This window comes from Sphingobacteriales bacterium (assembly GCA_016699615.1).
GTDB lineage: Bacteria > Bacteroidota > Bacteroidia > Chitinophagales > JADIYW01 > JADJSS01.
The window spans coordinates 2,290,409-2,316,250 of record CP064984.1 but is presented as its reverse complement, the minus strand read 5'-3'; the positions used below and the strand labels follow the sequence as shown (position 1 = coordinate 2,316,250).

21 protein-coding genes and 1 pseudogene are annotated in these 25,842 nt (G+C 29.8%); 11 read left to right on the top strand and 11 right to left on the bottom strand.

Annotation, left to right across the window (positions count from 1 at the left end; genetic code table 11):
* Positions 1-141 precede the first annotated feature (141 nt).
* Together IPK18_11050 and IPK18_11045 are read right to left on the bottom strand one after the other, a co-directional pair.
* Positions 142-810 (bottom strand): hypothetical protein, encoded by a 669-nt coding sequence (locus IPK18_11050; protein QQR97397.1) that lies wholly within the window; start codon positions 808-810, stop codon positions 142-144.
* A gap of 18 nt (positions 811-828) precedes the next feature.
* Positions 829-1,656, bottom strand: a complete 828-nt coding sequence (locus tag IPK18_11045) for a hypothetical protein (GenBank protein ID QQR97396.1) — start codon at positions 1,654-1,656, stop codon at positions 829-831.
* A 398-nt stretch (positions 1,657-2,054) separates the two neighbouring features.
* Between IPK18_11045 and IPK18_11040 the strand changes: the two genes are divergently transcribed.
* A complete protein-coding gene (locus tag IPK18_11040) occupies positions 2,055-2,204 on the top strand; it encodes a hypothetical protein (protein QQR97395.1) in 150 nt (49 codons plus the stop codon).
* An 80-nt stretch (positions 2,205-2,284) separates the two neighbouring features.
* A complete protein-coding gene (locus IPK18_11035; protein QQR97394.1) occupies positions 2,285-3,190 on the top strand; it encodes a hypothetical protein in 906 nt (301 codons plus the stop codon).
* Here the strand turns inward: IPK18_11035 and IPK18_11030 are convergent.
* Entirely contained in the window at positions 3,183-3,902 is a 720-nt protein-coding gene (locus IPK18_11030) for a TIGR00730 family Rossman fold protein (protein ID QQR97393.1), read from the bottom strand. The two genes, IPK18_11035 and IPK18_11030, sit on opposite strands and share 8 nt — an antisense overlap.
* Before the next feature lie 102 nt (positions 3,903-4,004).
* On the opposite strand from IPK18_11030, the gene IPK18_11025 reads away from it, so the two are divergent.
* The 3 genes from IPK18_11025 to IPK18_11015 all read left to right on the top strand — a co-directional run bounded on the left by IPK18_11025 (position 4,005) and on the right by IPK18_11015 (position 6,160).
* Positions 4,005-4,973: a polyprenyl synthetase family protein gene (locus tag IPK18_11025; GenBank protein QQR97392.1), complete on the top strand. Its 969-nt coding sequence runs from the start codon at positions 4,005-4,007 to the stop codon at positions 4,971-4,973.
* A 91-nt stretch (positions 4,974-5,064) separates the two neighbouring features.
* Positions 5,065-5,727 carry a DUF4294 domain-containing protein gene (locus IPK18_11020; protein QQR97391.1) on the top strand — a complete coding sequence of 221 codons (663 nt, stop codon included), beginning with the start codon at positions 5,065-5,067 and terminating at the stop codon, positions 5,725-5,727.
* Positions 5,663-6,160, top strand: coding sequence for a redoxin domain-containing protein (locus tag IPK18_11015; protein ID QQR97390.1), 498 nt, complete (start codon positions 5,663-5,665; stop codon positions 6,158-6,160). Before IPK18_11020 ends, IPK18_11015 begins: the two co-directional genes overlap by 65 nt.
* Here the strand turns inward: IPK18_11015 and IPK18_11010 are convergent, their stop codons facing one another.
* On the bottom strand, positions 6,161-7,180 hold the full coding sequence (locus tag IPK18_11010; protein QQR97389.1) for a HesA/MoeB/ThiF family protein: 1,020 nt from the start codon (positions 7,178-7,180) through the stop codon (positions 6,161-6,163).
* Positions 7,177-7,986 (bottom strand): orotidine-5'-phosphate decarboxylase, encoded by an 810-nt coding sequence (gene pyrF, locus IPK18_11005; protein ID QQR97388.1) that lies wholly within the window; start codon positions 7,984-7,986, stop codon positions 7,177-7,179. Before pyrF ends, IPK18_11010 begins: the two co-directional genes overlap by 4 nt.
* 70 nt (positions 7,987-8,056) lie before the next feature.
* Here pyrF and IPK18_11000 point away from each other — a divergent pair, with 70 nt between their 5' ends.
* The 4 genes and pseudogenes from IPK18_11000 (at position 8,057) to serC (ending at position 12,508) form a co-directional block, all read left to right on the top strand.
* The gene (locus tag IPK18_11000) at positions 8,057-8,263 is read left to right on the top strand and encodes an RNA-binding S4 domain-containing protein (GenBank protein QQR97387.1); all 207 of its coding nucleotides are present in this window, start codon (positions 8,057-8,059) and stop codon (positions 8,261-8,263) included.
* A gap of 58 nt (positions 8,264-8,321) precedes the next feature.
* Entirely contained in the window at positions 8,322-10,475 is a 2,154-nt protein-coding gene (locus IPK18_10995; protein ID QQR97386.1) for a S9 family peptidase, read from the top strand.
* A 17-nt stretch (positions 10,476-10,492) separates the two neighbouring features.
* On the top strand, positions 10,493-11,383 hold the full coding sequence (locus IPK18_10990) for a GNAT family N-acetyltransferase (protein QQR97385.1): 891 nt from the start codon (positions 10,493-10,495) through the stop codon (positions 11,381-11,383).
* 58 nt (positions 11,384-11,441) lie between these two features.
* Positions 11,442-12,508 (top strand): annotated as a pseudogene (serC, locus tag IPK18_10985) (3-phosphoserine/phosphohydroxythreonine transaminase).
* Here the strand turns inward: serC and IPK18_10980 are convergent.
* The 5 genes from IPK18_10980 to IPK18_10960 all read right to left on the bottom strand — a co-directional run bounded on the left by IPK18_10980 (position 12,509) and on the right by IPK18_10960 (position 19,015).
* On the bottom strand, positions 12,509-14,071 hold the full coding sequence (locus tag IPK18_10980; GenBank protein ID QQR97384.1) for a GMC family oxidoreductase: 1,563 nt from the start codon (positions 14,069-14,071) through the stop codon (positions 12,509-12,511). It abuts the pseudogene before it with no gap.
* A 175-nt stretch (positions 14,072-14,246) separates the two neighbouring features.
* The gene (gene aceA / locus IPK18_10975) at positions 14,247-15,530 is read right to left on the bottom strand and encodes an isocitrate lyase (protein ID QQR97383.1); all 1,284 of its coding nucleotides are present in this window, start codon (positions 15,528-15,530) and stop codon (positions 14,247-14,249) included.
* A 132-nt stretch (positions 15,531-15,662) separates the two neighbouring features.
* A complete protein-coding gene (locus IPK18_10970; protein ID QQR97382.1) occupies positions 15,663-17,207 on the bottom strand; it encodes a DUF853 family protein in 1,545 nt (514 codons plus the stop codon).
* Between the two features lie 10 nt (positions 17,208-17,217).
* The gene (locus IPK18_10965) at positions 17,218-17,634 is read right to left on the bottom strand and encodes a DNA primase (GenBank protein ID QQR99338.1); all 417 of its coding nucleotides are present in this window, start codon (positions 17,632-17,634) and stop codon (positions 17,218-17,220) included.
* 811 nt (positions 17,635-18,445) lie between these two features.
* A complete protein-coding gene (locus IPK18_10960) occupies positions 18,446-19,015 on the bottom strand; it encodes a hypothetical protein (GenBank protein QQR97381.1) in 570 nt (189 codons plus the stop codon).
* Positions 19,016-19,195: 180 nt separating this feature from the next.
* On the opposite strand from IPK18_10960, the gene ilvD reads away from it, so the two are divergent.
* A complete protein-coding gene (gene ilvD / locus IPK18_10955; protein ID QQR97380.1) occupies positions 19,196-20,875 on the top strand; it encodes a dihydroxy-acid dehydratase in 1,680 nt (559 codons plus the stop codon).
* Between the two features lie 17 nt (positions 20,876-20,892).
* Complete coding sequence (locus IPK18_10950; GenBank protein ID QQR97379.1) at positions 20,893-21,969, top strand: c-type cytochrome; 1,077 nt, start codon at positions 20,893-20,895, stop codon at positions 21,967-21,969.
* Here IPK18_10950 and IPK18_10945 read toward each other — a convergent pair whose 3' ends face one another.
* Complete coding sequence (locus IPK18_10945) at positions 21,970-25,827, bottom strand: translocation/assembly module TamB domain-containing protein (protein QQR97378.1); 3,858 nt, start codon at positions 25,825-25,827, stop codon at positions 21,970-21,972.
* Between the last annotated feature and the right edge of the window lie 15 nt (positions 25,828-25,842).

Here is a 25,842-nt window from a genome sequence, read left to right as displayed (position 1 = left end):
ATTATTTTTCAATTCAATAATTACATAAAAACAAACCTGAATAAATATAAACATGCAAGACATATTGTATTAAAATATTAAAATATCAATAAAATTAGTACAAAAAATTTAATAAACAAATATTTAATATCAGAATAATTTTTACAATCCAGTTGTAATATTATTCAATTGATATTTTCCATTTAAGCAATGTGTTTCAATTATATTTATGGAAGTCTCGCCATAATATGGATGAATCCTATTAGCTTTATACATTTTACCTTTTACTTTTAACCAAAAATATAAATATTGGTTATTAGGTTTTAATTTTCTAAACACAATATATTTTTCAAAATTCATAGGCAATGGAAATAAATAATGTTTAGAAACTGTAGAAATTACTTTCCATTTATCTTGCGTATAAGTATTATTGTTAATTGTTTTTAAACCATCTTGCGAGCTTGATCTAAATAAAGAATCTTCAATATACAATAACTGATAGTTATTAGCTTGATTATTTAGCACATTTATTTGTATTGAAGCATATGACCTAGTCAAAATACCTGATTCAGTATATTCTGCAGATGTTGCATTAAATCGAATAGAATCTCCATCAATTAAAATAATTTTAGAAGTGTCTTTGCTAATTCCAAATGGAAAATCCCACCAATCATAAAAATAATCAAATGTAGCACTTATACCAATATTAAAAGTACCAGATGGTGTGGTTCCACTACCTCCAGGTGTTGGCACACAGCTTGTAAAAAATGCTGATACGACAATAATAATTGATATAATGATTAGCATTCTTGTTTTATTGTTTTTTTTCATATTATTTGGCTTTATTTATTATTCATATTCAAAATTATAATACAAAGTATCTGATGGTCCAGTCATTTTTCTATATATAATTTCATTCTCAGAATTGAATGTATAAGTATATTGGTTTGTTCTTGTTGTGGTATCTCCTGTCAAATTTGGCATATACTCTATTCTTTCTTTCAATGCATTTTTGGTTGTTTCGCCATAGTTCAAACCTAACATGTATATCAAATTCAATCCACCTAAATAGTACAATCTGGTTTCTTCTCTATAAAATCTACTATCAAACTCATTTCTGATTTTGTAATCTGGATAATAGCTCAACGCCACTCTTGAAACTAGATTGCCATTATTTCTGTCTATGGTTTTATATGCCAACAAATTATTATTTTCATCGTATATAAAATCAAAATGGTGTTTGCTTTGTCCAAATATATCTATAATCTTTATTTCAGAAATTTGGTTAGAGTCACCATAATAGAATTTTATACTATCCAGTCCATTTATTATTGATTTTACTACTAAAACACGTTTTTGGTTATCATGTATAAATTGCAAGCCTACGCTACTATTAGTTACCGAACTTAATGTGGCAATATTATTATAATACTCTACGTCCCAAGCTGCTTGCAATGGTGTACCAGCAGCAGTATCAGCATAAAAATTAAGCTGTATTAATAAGTCATCATCATTATAGAAATACGTAATAGATTCAATGATTCTATCTGCATTTTCTCTATCTACTCTATTTGCATTATCAATTATTATCTTATTAGATTTTTTAATTCTACGCAAGTTGTTTTGATCATCTTTTGGACTAGATGCTGATTTGCTGCAACTGGAAAAAATAAGCATTGTGCATACAAATGTGGCTAAGATGAATTTTATATATTTTTTCATTAAAATTAATTTCTATACAAAGTTTATAAAAAAAAACTTATTTTTGAATTATAAAAAAATCCGTTTGTCAATAAAAAATGGAAATAAAATAGAATAAAAATGTATGAAACAAAATTAATACAAACCTATTTAGCTTTAAATAAAGAAGAAAAAAGACTGTTAAAAAAATACGTTATTATTCATTATGTCAAATTGCACAAAGATTTGTATGATTTTTTTTTATTTTTTCTTCAAAGAAAAGCATAAATGAGCATATTGTTACAAAAGAAAAGGCATTTTTACATCTTTATGGCGAGCAAACAGCATACAAAGACTTAGTCATTAGACATTTAATTTGGCTTTGCACACAATTATTGGAAGAATTTATCGTAGAATATCATTATGATAAAAATAAAATTAGCCAACATCATATTTTAGCAGAATTTTATCTTGGAAAACAACTACACAAATATGCTGAAATAAAATTGCAAGATGGTGTTGAAATTATACAGAAACAAAAATAAAAGACAATAAATATTATTTAGATGCTTTTCATTTTTTCAGCAATCAATATGAAATAAGCTCAATTCAAAACAGAAATACATTGCAATATGTAAATGAAATCAACCATCATCTAAACATTTATTATGTAATTGAATTGCTAAAAAATGCCACACAAACAAGTTCTATAAAAGCACTAAACTCCGAAGTAACTGAAAATATTTTATTAGAACCTATCTTAAATTATTTACCAAAATCCGAATTACTTAGCAATCCATTAATCAATATTTATTATCAAACTTATATTTTAATCAACAATGATGATGAAGTAAACTTTGACAACTTAGTAAAAAACTTAAAAAAATATGAAAATCTATTTTCTTTTATAGATATAAATAATTTATATAAAATAATCATAAATTACTGTGTAAAAAAACACAATCAGAATATTATAAAATATCGTATTGCTGGATTTGAGCTATACATATATGCCTTAAATAAAAAATTTCTTTATGACTACGAACATATCACTAGATTTATTTTTTCTAATGTTGTAACACTTGGCATTAGACTAAATAGACTAAAAGATGTAGAAAAATTTATAAAGAAATACAATATTTATATAGAATCTGAATTCCGAGCAATTACACTAGCTTTCAATCAGGCAAAATTATTTTATGCCAAACAAGAATACAACAAAGCAATTAAAATATTGATGACACATCAATTTAAAGACATACTTTGGAATTTGAACATGAAACATCTTTTGCTAAAAATATATTATGAAATCAACGAGCTTGATTTGCTTAAATCAAATTTAAAAGCATTTAAAAGCTATGTAAAAAGAAAAAACAATATTGGCTATCATCAAACGTATTTTAAGAATATTGCACGTGCTTTTGATACATTAATCAAATTTAAAGAACATCCTCAAAAATTCAATAAATACACATTAGACAGCAATACGCCAGACTACGAATGGTTTAGTAAAATGTATGCTATTAAGTAAAGTTTGGTTTTAAATCATGCTGTTCTGTATCGTAGAAATTATTGATATATTCAATAGCTTCTTCTACATCATCAGTAATTAAAAACAAATCCAAATCTACTTCATTAATATTCTGCTGATTGGCTAACACTTCTGTTTTTATCCAATCTAACAAGCCAGCCCAAAAACTTTTGCCCATTAATACTATTGGCACACGTTCAATTTTTTTAGTTTGCACCAATGTCATCACCTCAAACAATTCATCAAAAGTACCAAAGCCACCAGGCAAATACACAAAGCCTTGTGCATATTTTACAAACACAACTTTTCTTACAAAGAAATAATGGTGTGTAATTACTTTGTCATGATCTATGTATGGATTATGACCTTGCTCAAATGGCAATTCAATATTTAAACCTACAGATTTTCCTTCTTTGTTGGCAGCACCTTTATTGCCTGCTTCCATAATTCCAGGACCACCACCAGTTATTACACCATAACCTTCTTCCACCAATCTTTCTGCCAATGCTTCTGCCAATTGATAATATGGATTATCTGGTTTTGTACGAGCAGAACCAAATATTGAAACACATGGACCAATTCTATCCATTTTATCGTATGCATCAACAAACTCACTCATTATTCTAAACATACTCCATGAGTTTGATGCATTAACTTGTGTCCAATTTCTTTGTCTATATGCTCGCTTCTTTTTAAACTCTTCTAATGACATAATTCAAATTTTATTTAATAATCAATAATTATTTTTTTTAAAACAAGACAACGAATATACAAAAAACACAAACAATAAGTACAATTAATCTTATTTTTGTACATGCATACCTTGGAACAACTAAGAGAATATTTTTTAGACTATCTAAATCAGAATAAATTCACACAATCACCTCAAGAATTATATGAACCCAATAATTATTTTTTGCAAATTGGTGGTAAACGATTGAGACCAGCACTTTTATTACTTTGCACTGAGTTATACAACAAATCGTACACACATGCACTTGATGCTGCACTAGCTACAGAGTACTTTCACAATTTTACATTAATACATGATGATATTATGGACGACGCACCACTCAGACGTGGACACCAAACCTTGCATGAAAAATACAATATAACAACAGCGATACTAAGTGGTGATGTATTATTGATTTATGCATATCAATGTTTATCGAAAATTGAAAGCAAATATTTTAATAAGATATTTAATATTTTCACGCAGACAGCAATTGAAGTTTGTGAAGGTCAGCAATATGATATAAATTTTGAACAACAACAAAGTGTAACAGAACTTGAGTACATCAACATGATAAAGCTAAAAACAGCTGTGCTTTTGGCTGCAAGTATGCAAATTGGTGCTATTATTGGTGGCGCATCAGCAGAAGATGCAATTGCAATGTATCAATATGGTTTAAATCTTGGCATTGCATTTCAAATTCAAGATGATATTTTAGATTGCTATGGTGAGACAAAAGATGTAGGCAAACAATTAGGCGGCGATATTTTACAGAATAAAAAAACAATTCTATTCATTAAAGCATTAGAACAATCAAAAAACAATAACGATACGACATTAGAAGAAATAATAAACAGTAAAAATACTGACAAAAAGGTAGAAAAGGTTTTATCTATTTATAATAAATACAATATCTACAATTATTCTATTGAGCGTAGAAATAACTTTATACAAATAGCAAAAGAAAATTTAGAGAAGCTAAGCATATCAAACGAGAAAAAAGAGATTCTAGAAAGTTTAATACAACATTTGGTCATTAGAAATAGTTAGACATTAAAAACAAATTACAATTTTAACATATTTTATAATTCAAATAAAAATGGAATCTAAAATTTGGTATAAATTTGGATAATATTTTACAATGAAAAACTTAGTACTTTTATTTTTAATATCATCAATCATACAATCGTCATTTGCACAAAGCAATGATGAGAAAATTGTACTACCATCTGTAGTTGTTGATGGAGATACTTTGATTGAAGAAGTAATTCTTGAGCCAGTGCTTATACAAGCCACAAAATTAAAGCCAGTTACCATTTCGTATCGCGACCAAAATTACCTAAAAAAAGTATATCCTTATGCGCTTAGAATTGCACGTCTTTCACAAGTGATAGACGAACATATAAAAACATTGAACAAAAAGGAACAAAAAGCGTTTTTAAATAAAGCAGAAGATTTACTAAAAGATGCCTATCAAGAAGAATTAAAAAACATGACACGCACACAAGGCAAATTTTTAATTAAATTAGTGCACAGAGAAACTGGAGTTAGTGTATTTGATTTATTAAAAGATTACAGAGGTGGCTTTAAAACTTTTTGGTGGAATTTTGGCGCAAAATTCTTCGATTTAGATTTAAAATCAACTTATGATGCTGAAGGCGAAGATGCAGAAATAGAAAACTATGTCATTAGATTAGACGAAACATATCAACGAAACGGAACAAAATATATTATACAAAATGAAAAATTCAATCTCAACACTGCAAGCGAAAACAGCAAGCGGAAAAGAAATAAATCTAAGTGATTATAACGGAAAAGTAGTTATGATTGTGAATACTGCATCGAAATGTGGTTTCACACCTCAGTTTGAAAAACTAGAGAAACTGTACCAAGAATTTAAGAACGAAGGTTTTGAAATCTTAGGTTTTCCTTCTAATGATTTTGCTGGACAAGAGCCAAATTCTGCTGAAGATGCAGCACAATTTTGTCAAATTAATTATGGTGTAACTTTTCCAATAATGGAGAAAATACATGTAAAAAAAGGCGACAATCAAAATGCGATTTTTAAATTTTTGGGCGACAATGCTCCTGGTCCAAATATGCTAACACATCCAAAATGGAATTTTCAAAAGTATTTATTAGACAAAGAAGGCAATGTTGTAGATTATTTTCTATCAACAACTGACCCAACTTCAGACAAAGTTAGAGATGAGATAAAAGAACTATTGAAAAAATAGTTATCTACTTAAAATAATAACATTTTCAAATCCTATTTTTCTGGCAACTTTTGCAGCTGTTTTGCTTCTTACATTTGTATTGCAATAGAATATAATTTGTTTGTTTTTATCTAATTCTTGTAATTTATCTTCTAGTATTCCTAAAGGAAAATTTAAGCCACCAATATTTTCTTGTTGATGTTCATAAGCACTTCTCACATCAATTAAATAATATTCCAATGGATTAAGTTGCGCTAAATCATCTACATCAATTTCGCTTATATCTTTGTTATGATGTTCTAAATCTTTAAAACTAAACAGATATTGTTTTTTAATTCTTAATAGTTGTTGTGTGTTATTCAATACATCATAAATCAATAGTTTATTACATAAAATATTATCTAATTCTAAAATAACTTTCAAGACTTCGTTGGCTTGTAATGTGCCAATAACATTTACTGCAGTATTCAACACACCAATTGTATTGCAATTATTTAGCTGCATAGGAATTTCAGGAAAAACATCACGATAATTACAACTTCCATTAAAATTAAAAACTGCAACTTGACCAACATGTTGCTGCACAGCAGCAAAGACTAATATTTTATTATATAACACACAAGCATCATTTATTAAATATTTAGCATTAAAATTATCAGTAGCATCAACTACAATATCATAATTTGATATTAGCTCAACAATATTTGTATTCGATATTTTTAACTGATAAGGTTCAATATGAATGAATGGATTTATATGCTTTAAATTTTCTACAGCTACATCAACTTTATATTTTCCAACATCAGCATAAGTATATAATATTTGCCTATGAATATTAGTAATATCTATGGTGTCAAAATCTACAACACCAATTTTTCCAACACCAGCTCTTGCTAAAATTTGCAATACTGTAGCACCTAAACCACCAGCACCAACAACTAATACACTTGATTGTTTTAATTGCCATTGCTTCTCTATTGAAACTTCAGGCAATAAATTTTGTCTTGAGTAATATTGCTTTTCTTCGTCTGAAAAAATCATATTGATTTTAATAATATTTTCATTTCTGCTTGCATTTTCAATGCTTCTGCTCTCGCCTTTTCAGCAAAATCTTTTCCATTAGATGCATAAATTATTCCACGTGTATTATTGATTAACAAACCAACATCTTTATTCAATCCATTTTTTGCAATAGCTTCTAAACTTCCACCTTGCGCACCAACACCAGGCACCAAAAAAAAGTGATTAGGACAGAATGTACGTATATGTTGTATATATTTATCTTGCGTAGCACCTACTACAAACATTGTATTTTCATCATCACCATATTGCATACAAGTTTCTATTACATGCTGATAGATTGGTTTTTTATTAGATTTTATAAATTGAAAATCGAGGCTACCAATATTTGATGTTAAACCTAAAATAATTGTCCATTTTTTCTTATATTCTAAAAATGGTTGAATAGAATCTTTTCCCATGTATGGTGCAACAGTAATTGCGTCAAAATTCATCTCATCAAAAAAAGCTCTTGCATACATTTTAGATGTATTGCCTATATCTCCACGTTTTGCATCTGCTATTTTAAAAACATTATCTGGAATATATTTTGCTGTCTGTTCCAACTGTGCCCAACCTTTTGTGCCATATTGCTCATAAAATGCAATATTGGGTTTGTAGGCTACGCATATATCTTTTGTAGCATCTATAATTTCTTTATTGAAAACAGACAATGGTTCTTTATATTTCAATAAATGTTTTGGTATTAAATTCAAATCTGTATCTAATCCAATACACAAAAATGATTTCTTTTTATGAATTTCTTTTATTAATTGTTTTCGATTCATAGTCTACAAAAATAAGTGATTCTTAGGTATTATCTCATTTTATCTTTAATATTGTGAACAATTTGTAACAATGGAAATATTTGAAATTCATACAGAATACATTCAACTCAACCAATTATTAAAAGCATCTGGATGGTGCGAAACTGGCGCACAAGCTAATGAAGCAATAGAGAATGGCGCCGTAAAAGTTAATGACAAAGTAGAGTTGAGAAAACGAAATAAATTATACAAAGACAGTATTATTCAATTCAATAAACAGAAAATTAAAATAGTTTAATTAACACACTAACAATCATTTATTTTTTATATTTTTTTAATTTTGTAAAAAAAGAGAAATGCAAAAATACATTTTAGTATTACTAATACTAAACATACTAACAAGCAATATGTATGCTAAAAAAGACAAAAAGAAAGCAAGCACAACGCTAAGTATCAATTATCCTGTTACAAAAAAGATTGACTACAAAGACAATTATTTTGGAACAGAGATAGTAGATGAATATCAATGGCTGGAGAACGACACATCAGCAGAAACTGAGCATTGGGTAGATGAGCAAAATAAAATAACAGATGCATACTTAGATAAAATTCCATACAGGAATCAATTAAAAGAAAGATACCAGCAATTGTATAACTACGAAAAAATCTCTAATACATTTTTTGCTGGCGATTACATTTTATATAAAAAAAATGGTGGCTTACAAAATCAAGCGATTATTTATATACAAAAAGGTACAAACGAAAACCCAGAAATATTTATTGACCCAAATAGTATAGACAAAGCTGGACTAACAAGTTATGATATTGCTGGCATTTCAAATAACAATCAATACATAGCTATGAGTATTAATAAGGCAGGAAGTGATTGGAGTAGCATAGAGATTTACGATATTAATACAAAACAAAAACTAAATGATGAAATTGATTGGGTAAAATTTACTGGTGCTAGTTGGTACAAAAATGGTTTCTTCTATTCAAGATATCCTGAGCCAGAAAAAGGCAAAGAATTATCAAATATCAATCAATATCATTGTATTTACTATCATACTATTGGCACAGCACAAAGCGAAGACAAATTAATCTTTAAAGACGAGAAAGAACCACTTTCATTCAATAGCATTAGTGTATCAGAAGATGAAAAATATTTATTTAGATATAGATCAATAGGAACATATGGTAATGAAGTATATTGGAAGAAAGCTGATGACCTTACTTCAGATTTTAAACCATTATTCACAGGATTTAAAAATGAGTATGCTGTGATAACAGTAAAAGATGGTTTATTTTATGTTTACACAGATGAAGGTGCATCAAACAAACAATTAATAGCTGTCAATCCAGAACAAAATGAGCCCAGCAAATGGAAAAAAATTATACCAGAACAAAAAGATGCATTGCTTGAAAACATAGAAGTTTCTTCAGGAAAATTATTTGCAGTGTACTTACAAAATGCATGCAACAAACTTTTTGTATACAACATAGATGGAACAAACAAAAAAGAAATTGCACTACCTGGATCAGGAAATATAGAATTTTTTGGTTCTTCAGAAACAAACCAACTTGTAGCATATAGTTATAATTCTTTCAATTATCCAAATTCAATATTTATTTATAATTCAACAACTGGATATTCAAACTTATTTCTAAAACCAACATTACAATTCAATCCAGAAGATTATGAATCAAAACAAGTATGGTACAAAAGCAAAGACAATACAAAAGTATCCATGTTTATTGTACACAAAAAAGGAATTGAATTAAATGGAAAAAATCCAACATACTTATATGCTTATGGTGGATTTAACATCAACATGACACCTTTCTTTTCTGCATCAACAATATTATTATTAGAAAATGGTGCCGTATTTGCAATGCCAAATTTGCGTGGTGGTGGTGAGTATGGCGACAAATGGCACAAAGCTGGCATGCTATTCAACAAACAAAATGTGTTTGATGATTTTATTGCAGCAGCAGAATATCTAATAAAAGAAAAATACACATCGAAAAATAAATTGGCAATTTCTGGCGGAAGTAATGGTGGTTTATTGGTTGGTGCAACAATAACACAAAGACCAGACATTTGTAAAGTTGCATTTCCAGCAGTTGGCGTTTTAGATATGCTAAAGTATCACAAATTTACAATTGGTTGGGGCTGGATTCCAGAATATGGAAGTAGTGAACAAAGCAAAGAAATGTTTGAATACCTCAAAGGATACTCACCATTACACAACTTAAAAATAGGCACAAACTATCCAGCAACATTGATTACAACTGGCGATCATGACGATAGAGTTGTACCAGCACATAGCTTTAAATTTGCAGCAAAATTACAAGAATACAGTAGTAAAATAAATCCAGCATTAATAAGAATTGAAAAAAATGCAGGACATGGCAAAGGCAAACCAACATCAAAAATAGTTGAAGAAATTGCTGACAAATGGAGCTTCTTCTTTTGGAATGTTGGCATAAAATCTTTACAGAAAAAGTAAAGTTTACAAACAATGAAATGAAAGAAAGCAAAAAATCATATTTAGATGTTTATAATAAACACAATGCTACAATTCATTTCTTTGCAAATCCTGAATGGCTAAATCTTATTGCCGAAAATTGGGACGTTCTGCTTTATCAAAAAGATGACAAAACAATTGCATTATTACCATTTTGCACAAAAGGAAATTTTGTAACTAATAGAATTTACTTACCAGACATAAATTTTTATCAATCAATTATATTTTTAGATAAAGACATTAATCAATCAGATAGAAATAGAATATGCATTGAATTGTTTAAACAGAATTCAAATTACATTAAATCTTATTTTAAATTTCTACCAGAATATTCAGATATAGATTTATCAAATTTAAAGTATAAAAAAGAAACTTACACAACATATATTATTGAACAAGCTTATAGCATTAATCAACTTTCAAAAAATCATCTTAGAAATATAAACAAAGCAATACAAAACAAATACACTATTGAAAAAAGCACACAACTTGAAGATGCCTACAAAATCATACAATCAACATTTACAAAACAAAATATAAAATCAAAAATTGATTATAATACATTTGAAAAAATAAATAAATTTTGCTCAGACAAAAATTGTGGCAACACACTTGTATGTAAAAATACTGAAGGAAAATTATTAGCAACTTTATTTTATGTAGAAGATAATCATACTGTGTATTATCTTTTAAGTGGTTTTAATGTTTCGTATAAAAATTCTGGTGCTATGCATTATATGTTGCATCAATTAATAAATCAAACTATTCAGGGTGGCAAGACATTCAATTTTTGTGGAAGTAGTAAGAAAACAATTGCAAATTTTTTCAAAGGATTTGGTGCAAAAAATGAAAATCTAAATATCTGGACCAAGTCTATATTTAAAATTTAATATTCAAATAATCCAAGCAACATAGGTATATATTAGAATACTTATAAATTTAGAGATTATGAAGAAACACAATTTTGGTGCTGGACCATCAATTTTACCACAAGAAGTATTTGAACAATCAGCAGCAGCATGTATTGAACTAAATAATATTGGATTATCCTTGCTTGAAATATCACATAGAAGCAAAGAATTTGATGCCATAATGGAAGAGAGCATCAGCTTAATAAAAGAATTACTGAATGTTCCTGACGATTATTCCATCTTATTTATTCAAGGTGGTGCAAACATGCAATTTTCTATGGTGCCTTACAATTTGCTTGCAGAAAATGAAACTGCTGCATTTTTAGATACTGGCGTTTGGGCATCTAAAGCAGAAAAAGAATGTCAGCTATTTGGAAAAACGCATATTGTTGCTTCTTCTAAAAATGAAAATTACAATTATATTCCAAAAAATTATACGATTCCAGAAGATGCGAAGTATTTTCACATCACAACAAATAACACCATCTATGGCACAGAATTACTAGAAGATTTAGTTTCTCCAATTCCATTGATTGCTGATATGAGTTCTGATATTTTTAGTCGACCAATTGATGTTAGCAAATATGCACTAATCTATGCTGGAGCTCAAAAAACTTAGGTTCTGCTGGCATTACATTAGTTATTATAAAAAATGATTTACTAAAATTACAACCAAGAAAAAAAGCATCAATTTGGAATTTTGATGTATATGCAAAAAATAATTCATTATACAACACACCACCAGTTTTTGCTATTTATACTTGCCTACTTACACTAAGATGGCTAAAGAAATTAGGTGGGCTATCAGCAATTGAACAAAGAAACATTGATAAATCAAATCTATTATACACTGAAATTGATAGAAATAGTTTATTCAAAGGACATGCAGTTGTAGAAGATAGAAGTAGAATGAATATCAATTTTGTGGCAAATAATACAACTGACGAAGAAGCATTCTTAGAATTTGTAAAACCATACAACATTCATGGCATAAAAGGCTACAGAACAGTTGGTGGTTTTAGAGCATCTTGCTATAATGCATTAAACATAGAAAGCGTACAAGTATTGGTGCAAGCTATGCAAGATTTTGAGAAATCTAAATAGTTACTTAAAATCTTGTTCTACTATTTTTGCAATATTTCTTTCTGCTAACGCAGCTATAGAATACGCAGGATTTGCACACAATGCACCAGGAATTAATGTACTATCATTCACATATAAATTTGGGTATTCTACTACCCTACCATAAAAATCTGTTGCTTGCCCAATAACACAACCACCTAATGGATGATAAGAAACATTATTTGCATAATAGTTTCTAATTAATAGATTATCTATATACGAATTTGGATTTGCTGCATTTACTATATTTGCCCAATCTTTCGCAGCATTGATTGATTCATCTAAACCATTTACATTCCAATCTAACATCAACTTATCAGTCGCATCATCATACTCAAAATTTGCTCTATAAGTTGTTGCAGCCAAACCAACATGAAAATGGCTTTTCAAATCTGGAATTGGCAAAATTAAGCCAAGTGGTTGTGGAATATTTTCAATAATAATTGGCACATATGGATTATCAAAATGAAAGGACGCTTCTGCTGGTGTCCAGCCTGTTAGTGCTCCAGTATTTGCATCAACAGTTCTTCTAAAGAAAGTTTTTCCGTTTGTACCAAAACCTTTACCAATATTAGAATTTAATTCTTTTAAGTTTGATGTATATTTTGATTTTAATAATAGTTTTATTGTATTTGGTGCGCCAGCACATAAAAAAAGTTTATCGCAAATAAATGTTTTTAAACCAACGATTGTGCCCCAAACATTTAATTGCTGCGTACTAACTTCATATTTTTTATCAGAATTAATTTTTATTTGAACAACGTTTGTTTGCGTGTACACTTTAGTTTTATTTGTGGCAATAGCTCTTGCAATATAATTTTTATCCAAACTATATTTTGAATTATTTCTTGTACCATAATTTCCATCACCTTTCAAAAACTCTAACGGAATTTCGCCACGCATTTCTTTTCTAATTATTTCCCAATCATATGATGCTGGCAACCTAACAGAAGTTTTTCCAGCATTTTCTACTTGTTGTTTAAATGTGCGTGCATATAAATAATATTCAGATTGATAAATATCTTCTGGAATATGAGAAAAATTTATTTCTTGTTGAACTTTTGGGTAATAAATTTCATCCATTTCGCTATAAGATACTTCAGATGGAAATAATCGTTCAAATGGTAATTGTTGTGGCTTTACATAAGTTGCACCAAACACTAAGCTGCCTCCACCCAAACCAGCAGCATTAAAAATATTCATGTTTCTATATTCATGGTATTCTATAACACCTAAATATTCTTTTATCGGTAGCTTTAGATTTACTATAGGCACCATAGCTTTCCTGTTTAACCATGTAGATTTCTCATTTACATTTGTAAAGGAGCAAAACTCTGCTGCATTCCAAGTTTTTCCACGTTCAATCAGTATAGAATTGTGTCCTGCTTGTGCTAAACGTAGTGCAGTAACAGAACCACCAAATCCTGAACCAATAATTAGATTTGGTGTATATATTCGTTCTTCCTTTATTTCTTTAGTGCATGCATTTAAGGCAACACCAATACCTGTTAAAGCAGTTGATTTTATAAAATTTCTTCTCTTCATTATTCAAATATATACTATTATAAAAAAGACTATATAGAATAAAAATACAAAATCAGTTTATATGTTCAATATATTATGTAATAAAATTTGTAGTTACTGAATTCAGTTTAATCAAATAAAAAATGGCTACTAATACTAGTAGCCATTTCGATATATTCTATTAATAAGTATCTAATTAATGGAATTGCTCAGTTTCAGTACTTCCGCCCATTGCAGTAGTAGAAGATTGTCCTTGTTGAGCTATATTTTGGATAGCATCAAAATATCCTGTTCCTACGAATGATTGGTGTTTGATTGCTTTGAAACCATCAGCTTCCATAGCAAACTCTTTTTGTTGCATAGCAGAGAAACCAGCCATACCACGAGCCATATAATCTTTAGATAAGCTAAACATTGATGAATTTAATGCATGGAAACCAGCTAATGTAATGAACTGGAATTTGTAACCCATAGCAGCTAAATCTTCACGGAATGTTTCCATTGCTTTCTCATCCATGTATTTTGCCCAGTTGAATGATGGAGAACAGTTGTACGCCAACATTTTACCTGGATATCTTGCGTGTACACCTTGTGCAAATTCTTTAGCTAAGCCTAAATCTGGATTTCCTGTTTCCATCCAAATTAAATCAGCATATTCTGCATAAGAACAAGCTCTATCTATACCTGCTTCAATACCATTTTTTACATTGAAGAAACCTTCAGAAGTTCTTTCTTTACTTAAGATGAATTTTTGGTCTCTTGGATCAATATCAGAAGTAATTAATGTTGCAGCTTCAGCATCAGTACGTGCAATTAAAACTGTAGGTACGCCCATGCTATCTGCAGCTAAACGAGCAGCTACTAATTTATTGATTGCTTCTTGAGTTGGCACTAATACTTTTCCACCTAAGTGACCACATTTTTTAGCAGATGCTAATTGATCTTCATAGTGTACACCAGCAGCACCAGCTTCAATCATACCTTTCATTAATTCGAAAGCATTTAAGTTTCCACCAAAGCCAGCTTCAGCGTCAGCAACAATTGGAGCAAACCAATCGATGTCTCCATCTTGGTTTAACCATTGAATTTGATCTCTACGAGCAAAAGCATTATTAATTCTTCTTACAACAGCAGGAACTGAATTTGCAGGATACAATGATTGGTCTGGATACATTTCCATTCCTAAGTTTGCATCTGCAGCTACTTGCCATCCTGATAAGTAGATTGCAGGCATACCAGCTTGTACTTCTTGTACTGCTTGATTTCCTGTTAAAGCACCTAAACCTGAAGTCCAAGCACGTGTTTGTACTTTGTCCCAAAGTTTGTTTGCACCATTTTTTGCTAATGTGTACTCAACTTCTACAGAACCAGAAATACTAACTACATCTTCTGCTGTGTAAGGTCTTGTAATACCTTTCCATCTTGGGTTTTCAGCCCAATCTTTTTTAAGAGCATCAATTCTCTCTTGTCTTGTTGCCATTTTATTTGATTTTAAATTTAATATGATAAGAAAAATTTCCTTACAAAAATAAAAAATAGATTGTGTTTTTTATGTTAAAAAAAGGATAAGCTATTGATGTAAAAATCAATAAGATAGTCTAATTTTTAATTATTATTTTTTGAATGCTTTAACTAAAATACCTAATAATCCTCTAGTAATTTCTCGAGTTGCTGTAGTTGCTAGGCTTTTTGTTGTTTTATTATTGAGTACTTTTTCAAATGTAGATGGTGAAGACTTTGGCACACTTACTTTTTGTTGTTTTGGTGCTGGTGCTTCTTGCGATTCTTTTTCTACGGCAATTGCATTTATTCTATTATTCAGCAATTCATATGCACTTTCTGAATCTACTGCATCTTTATACTTTTTGTATAATGCAGATTGCTCTATGTGTGCTTTTGTTTCTTCTGGCGACAAAACATCCATTCTACTTTGTGGTGGTGACATTAAAGTGTGAACCAATGGTGTTGGAATTCCTTTTTCGTTTAATGCTGTTACAAATACTTCTCCAATACCTAATTGGGTAATATCGTCTTCTACTTTATAATATTCTGTGATTGGATAGTTTTGGGCTACCAATTTTATTGCTTGTCTATCTTTTGCTGTAAATGCTCTTAGTGCGTGTTGTACTTTTAGACCTAATTGCGCTAATACATCTGATGGAATATCTGTTGGATTTTGTGTGCAAAAGAAAATTCCAACGCCTTTTGATCTTATTAATTTTATGATAGTTTCGATTTGCTCTAATAATGTTTTGGATGCTTCATTAAACACCAAATGCGCTTCATCAATAAAAATCACTAATTCTGGTCTATCTAAATCTCCACGCTCTGGAAATGTGCTATATACTTCTGCTAACAAACTCAACATAAAAGTTGAAAATAGCTTTGGTTTATCTTGTATATCTGTTAATCTTATGATATTTACAAATCCTCTTCCATTTTCATCTTTTCTCAATAAATCTTTAACATCAAATGATGGTTCTCCAAAAAATAATTCAGCACCTTGTTGTTCTAATTCAACAATTTTTCTTGTTATTGTGCCTAATGTAGCTGGAGAAATGCTTCCATAGTCTTTTTCTATGGCTTCTTTTCCTTCATTTGACAAATATTGTAATACTTTCTTTAAATCTTTTAAATCTACCAAAGGTAATGCTTCATCATCTGCATATTTGAATACGATTGACATTACGCTTTGTTGTGTGTCATTCAAATCTAATATTTTTGAAATTAGAATTGGTCCAAACTCTAATGTTGTTGATCTAAGTCTAACGCCATCTTGATTAGAAATAGTCATTAACTCAACTGGATAAGCTGTTGGTTGCCATTTGTTTCCAATAAGTGCTGTTCTATCTTCTACAATTTTGTTGCTTGTACCTGCTTGTGCAATTCCTGAAAAGTCGCCTTTTATATCCATCATTAATACAGAAACACCACTATCTGACAACTGCTCTGAGAGTAATTGTATAGATTTAGTTTTTCCTGTACCTGTTGCTCCTGCAATTAATCCATGTCTGTTTAATGTTTTTAACGGCAGTTTTATTGGTGCATTTTGGATTGGACTCTTATCTAATATAGCTGTGCCGACTATAATTGAATCTCCATTAAACGTATATCCTTCTTGTATTGTGCTCTTGAAAGCATCTAAATTGTTACTCATAATTTTCTATTTATTCATCGTCGTCGTCGTCGTCATAATCACCTTCATTATCATCATCGTCGTCGTCATAATCATCATCTTCATCATCCTCATCAAAACCGTATTCCAAATCATCTGCACTGCCTACTTTACCTTTTGCTTTTGTTTTTTTAGGTTTTTCATCATCATCATCGCTCTTATCAAATTCTTCTAAATCAGACGCGACGCCAACAGACACTTCTTTTTCTAATGCTGGTGCTGCGAATACATCATCATCATCGTCAAGGTCAATATCGTCAACTAATTTTTGTAATTGTGTACTTACTTTTATCAAATAAGATGTATTTCCCAACTCTATTGGAACAGCAGATACAACTTCATTTTTTGCATTTGTAAACCTTATTATTCCTCTATTGTATCCATGTGGATATTTTTCATGAAGCAACATCAATACTTCTTCTGGAATATTTTTATAATCTACAATTACTTTGCGTTTCACATTTGGGTCATGAACAACAGCTTTTGCTGGTTGTTGTTGCACAGGCTTTGTTTCTTCCTTTTTTGCTGTAGATTTAGTAGTTTTTTGTTCTTTTGGTGTTTCTTTTTTTGCCATATTATTGTTACTAGTCAGTTTTTTAGTTTGCTTATCAATTGGTTTTTCAACTTTTTCAGTTTTTGTTTTTTCTATGGCTTTCGTTTTTGTTGGTTCTATTTTCTTTGCAACTGGTTTTGCTTTTGCTTTAGTTGGCTCTACTTTTTTTGCAACTGGTTTTGCTTTTGCTTTAGTTGGCTCTACTTTCTTTGCAACTGGTTTTGCTTTTGCTTTAGCTGGCTCTACTTTCTTTGCAACTGGTTTTGCTTTTGCTTTAGTTGGCTCTACTTTCTTTGCAACTGGCTTTGCTTTTGCTTTAGCTGGCTCTACTTTCTTTGCAACTGGCTTTGCTTTTGCTTTAGTTGGCTCTACTTTCTTTGTAGCTGGTTTCACTTTTGTTGTATTTTTCACAACCTTAACATCTTTATTAGCTTTAGTAGCCATATTTTTATCTTTTTGATCTGATGAAAATAATGATTTAATTAATTTTGAAATCATGGCTTAAATGTAAAATGAAAAAATTTAATTGTACAACTTTTTAGTATCTTTTTTTTCAAAAACATGAATATTTTTTATCTTAAGTGTTCAAAGTTATCGAATTATTATTTAACAATAACATAAAGGCTTATCCTACATATATCATTACAATATAACTTCCAACTAATTCCTACTCATTTCTTCCAAAAAAATATTTTAAGATAAGAAACGGTGCAATTACTGCCATTGACAGTAATTCATTATTGATTTTAGCATCTCGTAGAATAAGCATTTGAATAATTGCTCCAAAAATTATTGATATATGCAAAACAATGTGCCTTTTGTTAAAAATATGGTTTTGATTCTGAACATAAGCAAACATCTTTATATAAAATACATATTCTATTGTAAAAACTATTACATTCAAGTCAAAGTAAATATTCTTCAGCATCAATGTTCTCATATTCAAAATCATTAGATCTGTGTTATTAAAATTCAGCAATACACCAAATAAAACAACTATAAACACTAAATATATAAACAGTAGAATAAAATTAGGTATAGGTATTTCCACAACTGCTCCTTTTTCTTCTAGTCTTTTTTTATTAAATAGAACATACACAACATCAATTATAGTTCTTACAAACTCTTGAAACCAAAACAGGTAAATAATATAAAACACCGTAACTTGACTATTGTATATACCCAGAATTGTAAAAATCAGTGTTGCAAAGAAGTCTATATTCTTTTTAGGATTCATATTTTTTGTTTTTCATAATAATTATTAGCATAAAATACTAATATAATATTTATACAATCAGGTACTTACTAGTCAAAATTACAGTCAAATATAGTTTATCAATAATATTTATCTGAATATAGATATTATTTATTTTGAATTTATTGTCAAATCTCATTATTTTGTGAAAAATTTAAACCAATGGCAGAATTAAATAAATATTCCAAAACGATAACACAAGATGAAACACAACCAGCAGCACAAGCAATGTTGCATGCAATTGGTTTAACTAATGAAGATTTTAAGAAAGCACAAGTTGGGATTTGTTCTACAGGTTGGGATGGGAATCCATGTAATATGCATTTGAATGCATTTTCACATCAACTAAAAGGTCTTGTTAATCAACAAAACCTTATTGGCTTAAATTTTTACACAATTGGTGTTTCCGATGGAATATCAATGGGTACTTCTGGCATGAGATATTCATTAGTATCTCGTGAGGTAATTGCAGATTCGATTGAAACAAATGCTGGTGCACAATACTACGATGGAATTATTTCGATAGCTGGATGTGATAAAAATATGCCTGGTGTAATAATGGGCATGGCAAGATTGAATAGACCATCATTAATGATATATGGTGGAACTATTGCACCTGGAAAATACAAAAACGAAACATTAGATGTAGTTTCTGCATTTGAAGCATTAGGCAAAAAGTTTGCTGGCTCTATTTCTGATGAAGATTTTAAAGGTGTTGTAGAAAATGCTTGTCCTGGTGCTGGTGCATGTGGTGGCATGTACACAGCAAATACAATGGCTTCTGCAATTGAAGCATTAGGCATGAGTTTGCCATATTCTGCAAGTAATCCAGCTGTATCAGAAGACAAGAAAAATGAATTGAAAGACGCAGCTGTTGCAATCAAAAATTTATTAGAAAAAGATATAAAACCAACAGACATTATGACTTTTAAAGCATTTGAAAATGCGATAAGAGTAGTAACTGTATTAGGTGGAAGCACCAATGCTGTAATGCATTTAATAGCAATGGCAAAAACTGTTGGTGTAAAAATTACTTTAGATGATTTTGTTAGACTAGCAGAAATAACACCTGTGTTGGCAGATTTTCGCCCTAGTGGAAAATATGTAATGGAAGATTTGCATAAAATTGGTGGTGTGCCAGCAGTAATGAAATTATTATTAGAAAATGGCCTATTGCATGGCGATTGTTTAACTGTAACTGGAAAAACAATTGCAGAGAATTTAGCAACATTACCACATTTAAAAGATGGACAAGATTTAGTTTATCCATTATCAAATCCGATAAAAAAGACTGGACATATAAGAATATTATATGGAAATATTGCAACCGAAGGTGCCGTAGCAAAAATAACTGGAAAAGAAGGCGAAAAATTTGAAGGCGAAGCTATTTGTTTTGATAGTGAACAAGAAGCAATCAATGCAATGCAAGCAAAAAAAGTAAAAGCTGGAAACATAGTAATCATAAGATTTGTTGGACCAAAAGGTGCGCCGGGTATGCCAGAAATGCTTAAACCTACTTCTGTATTAATGGGCGAAGGCTTAGGCAAAGATGTTGCACTAATTACTGATGGAAGATTTAGTGGTGGCTCTCATGGATTTGTGGTTGGGCACGTAACACCTGAAGCTCAAAGTGGTGGCAATATTGCATTAATTCAAAATGGCGATAAAATCATTATTGATGCAATAAAAAACACAATAGATGTATTAGTAAGTGATGAAGTATTAAGCGAAAGAAGAAAATCTTTAGTGATTCCTGAGCTAAAAGCGAAGAGTGGTATTTTATATAAATATGCTAAAACAGTATCGTCTGCATCTGAAGGATGTGTGACTGATGAATTTTAAATAAAAAAAGAAACAACATGAGAAAATTAATAATTTTTACACTCATTTTGAGTGTGGTGGCATTGTCATGCAAACCTGAATTAAAAACAAAAAAGCAAACTCCACAATTTGAAGACTTAAGGCTTTTTAGTGCTGCTATCAAACAATTTAAGTCTATCAACAACTATGTAGATTCAACAAGCAACAAACTAAGTCCAGCAAAAATTGAGCTTGGAAAAACCTTGTATTATGATACAAAATTATCTCCAAAAGGAAATAATAGTTGTAACTCTTGTCATAATTTAAATACATATGGTGTAGATAATTTACCATTTTCGCCTGGCGATGAAGGTGGACTTGGTGGCAGAAACTCGCCAACTACGCTGAATGCTTCTTTGCATTTTTTACAATTTTGGGATGGAAGAGCAAAAGATGTTGAAGAACAAGCAGGAAAACCAATTTTGAATCCTGTGGAAATGAATATACCAAATGAACAATTTTTGATTGATAGAATTAGTGGTATAGATTATTACAAAGATTTATTTAAACAAGCATTTCCAAATGATCCGAATCCGATTAATTACACAAATATTAGACTTGCTATTGCTGCATTTGAAAGAACATTATTAACACCATCTGCATTTGATAATTTTTTGAATGAAGATGAGCATGCATTAACTGCACAACAAAAAAGAGGTTTGGATATATTCATCAATACTGGATGTACTACGTGCCACAATGGAATTGCAATTGGTGGTAATTCATTTCAAAAATTTGGTGCTATTCAAGATTATAAAAAATATACAAAAAGCAAAGGCACAGACAATGGTTTATTTGATCTTACAAAAGATGAATTAGACAAAGATATGTTTAAAACACCATCATTAAGAAATGTAGAACATACCTATCCATACTTTCATGATGGTAGTGTAAAAAGCTTAAAAGATGCTATTAACATTATGGCAAAAGTGCAACTCAACAAAGACTTATCTAATACTGAAATTGAAGATATAGAATCATTTTTAAAATCTCTTTCTGGCAATGTGAGTGAATATGCTAAAACGCCGCCTGCAATTTTAGGAAATGATGTAACACCAAAGAATAAGCGAAAATAATTATTCTTTATTTTTCTTTTTCTCTTTTATGCTCAAGTCTTGTTTATTGATTTTAAACAATTCTTTGAAACTATCAAAATCTTTTTGGAATGCAATTGCACCACCTGTTCGTACTCTATCTTGATTGATGATATCGAAATTACCTGTTTTTGCAAATGTTTTTAATCTAATTCTTCCATCTGCTGTTATTAGATATTCTAACTGGAAATCGCTTGTAAATGTTGAATTGTTATTTGAATTTATACTATTGATAGATGTATTGGTAGCTGTACCAAAATTGACATTACCACCAACTGTAAAAATAAGTCTACTATTAAACAATTCTTGTTTGTAAGTAAATCCAAACTGCCTTGATTCGCTAGATTCTATATCTTTCAATAACAAATCTAGACTTGCACCTTTTAAGCCAGCTTGTTGTAAACCTTTGGTGAGTAAGGATGATAATTGTTGTGTAAAAAACTGCGTAAATGAATTGGTAATTCCTGTAAATTGCTGTCCACCTTGTGTTGTTTGTGATGGCATAAAACTATTAAATAATAATAAACCAAATGCTTGATTGTACACTTCGTTTTTATTGTTATTTATTCTATCCATTGCTTGTCTTAATTCGTCAGATTGTGCTTCTAAAGATGAATTTGATGAACTTATTAGGAAGTTTATATCTGGACTTTTTAATGTATTTGATATTAATAAATTTAAGTCTATTGGTAGTGAACGATTGTACAATGGCGACAAACTATCTACAATATTTTTCAATGATGCATTAACACTATAATATGCATTTATATCTAAGATTGCAGACATTGGGTCGCCTGAGAAAATAATATTGCTACCTGGTTTTACAATGAAATTTTTGGATATTACATTCTGAAATTTGAAATTATAATTTCCTTTTGTGAGTGTATATTTTCCATTAAGTTCGAGCTTTCCTTTTTTATCTAGATTCAATGTCAAATCGCCAAAACCTTTTCCAGAAATTTTATCATTTGATGATTGGTCTAATACGATATTCACTTCTGCATCTGGCGTAGCTTCTATATTCATATTTATAGAAATACCTTTTAGCTTTACTTTTTCTTGTACAACTTTTGTTGTGTCTTTTGGATCGAAGAAAATGATGTATGTATAATTTTGATTGCCACCAGAATTTGAAACTGGAAGATTAAATACTGTATTGTTTAATGTTTTTGCATTCACATCTATGTTTAAATCTTCAAATGGACCATTGATAGTTGCATCGCCACGTGCATAAACTTGCCCATAAAAATCTTGATTGTCTGCGTAAGTTGTATTTAAAAAATGATAGCCATTTGGTGCATCAAAGTGTGCTTTTTCTACCACAAAATCCTTAAAACTATTGTGTAATAATCTACCTGTAATTTGTGCGTTTCTGCCATTATCATCATGTACTGATAGTGTTTTGAAATCAAAACCATCTTTATTCATGAATATCTTCTCTCCTGTTGGAATATTAAATGCGCAACCTAAATATTTCATTACAATATTAGCTGTGTCTAAGAATGTGGCATCACCATTTAATATAATTTTTTTAAGGTTACCTGATGCATTCAAATTACCTTTTACAAATGCATTTTTAACTTTGATTTCGTCTTTTAATATTGATTGTAAAAATGATAAATTTAATTTATCTATGATGGCATCAACTGCTAATTTTTCTTTGCCTTTTACTTGCATGTCATAGCTTCCATTAAAATTAATTAGATAATCTTTATCATCAATAATTCCGCCAAATTCTGCTATATTTTTTTGGTTTCTGCCATACACTGCATCTAATGCTATGTACTTTATTGGGTAATCTAATACTTTAAAATCATTAATAACTAAATCTGTATTGATATGTGGCTTACGCATTACATCTTTTAGGTTTACATTTCCTGTTAAAGTACCAGATTTTATTGCTCCTGTTGTATCAATAATTTGTGCAAAGTCTGTTAGTTCTAAATTTTTTATTGACAATGTCAAATCAGATAAAGTATTTCTGCCATTCTTTAAAAATATTTCTTGATTACCTTGTACTAATTTAAAATTCTGTGTTTCAAAAATAGAATCATACACAGTGATTGAATTGCCTTTTTGTATTTCCCAACTTTTGTTATTCAACTTAAATTTGGAGTCGATGATTTTAGCTGCAAGTGTATCTCCAAAGAAATCTAGTGTACTTACCATCTGCAAACCGTTTTTTGATGTTGAAGGTTCTACAGAAATACTTGTTAATAACTGCTCGAGTGAACTATTAATATCTAAATACACATCATCAACTGTTGTTTTTCCAAATCCTATTCTCTTAACTATTAGTTCTGACAATAGTTCTGATTCTTTGTTAATTGTTTCTAATCTTATATTAGAAAAAGCTACTTTTGAATAATTTACAGAATCTGCATTTACAATAAAGTTTAGATAATCTGCGTCGTTGTTAAAATCTGCGTTTATCTTAAAATCACTAACGTATGAAAGTTGTGGCAAGAATACTTTAAACAAAATTCCAAAATCTGAGCGTAGATTTATTTTTGCTGTCAAATCTTGTGATTCATTTTTTAAATAATCTTTAGGTGTTGGGTTTATTAGTTTCGTATAGTTTTTTAGATATACTTTTAATGATTGTGCAATCGTTAATGGATTGAAATTTCCTTTCACATCAACATCTACTTCGTTGGAATGAATGGTGTAATTTTTGAATTTTTTTTCGCTAATAATATTTGCACTTAAGTCAGAAAGTGTCAACATATTTTTATTGTTCTGTACAATAATATTATTTAAAAATGCCTTCCCATTGATATTATCAATTTTGTTTCCACTTGCTTTTATCTTACCATCAAAAGATAAAATAATTGAATCTTTTGATAGATTGAGTTCTTGTAGATTTACGTTTTTTGCATCTAAAGCAAAATCATAGCTTGGTATAGTTTGATTAAAATCTGCTATACCGTTGAACTTAAACAAGAAGCAACCGTCATCATAAAATGCCTTACCTGAAAATTTCTTTTTATCTAAAATACCATTAATATCAATTTCTTTAAACACAAATCCATTGAAATAAAAATTTCTAATTTTTCCAACAAGCTTAGTATTGATATTTTTCACATCAAAGCCTGCGCCATTTGCATCTATGTCCAAATCTACAGTACCTAATAGTTTACTATTGCCTGTTAACTCAGCTAAATTCAAACTCTTTGCAACAATATTTCCATTATAGATTGGTTGCTGACCTTTTGGAAACTTCAAGTGTACATCTGCATCTAATGTACCTAAATTGTCTGTTGTTAAAATTCCATTTGCATAAAAATCTTGTATATATCCTTTGTAAGTTCCTTTGAATTTTACATTTCCAGCATTTTCAATTTGCTTTGGTAGTTTTACAAAAGGTAATAAAGTTTTTAAATCACTTGTGTTTGTTTGCAAATTATTGACATATAAATCGAATAATGTTTGGTTTATTTTTGGCAAGCCTTTTATATTTCCTGTAATATCAATTTTTGTTGACTTTCCAGCTTGTACATATAATTTATTAGCTTTCAGGTTGCTCAGTGTTCCTCGCAAATCCGCTACTAAATTTGTTTTTTCTGGTAGATATTTATTAAGTGCTGGTACAAGTTGTACTAAATCTTTTTTATATACTTCTGCCTTTGGTATATCTGCAACTAGTACAACACTGTTCTCAAAATCTGAAAAAGAAGTCCAATCTTGCATAAAACGCAACGCAAAATCTCCATTTATTTTTGATGAATTTAATTCAATATTTGCGTTACTTAAACTAATCTGCCCATTGTCCAACAATACTTTTCCTGCAATATTTTTTACTTTAATATTGTCATCCAAATTTGTTTTTAGATAACGCATATCTACATGCATTCC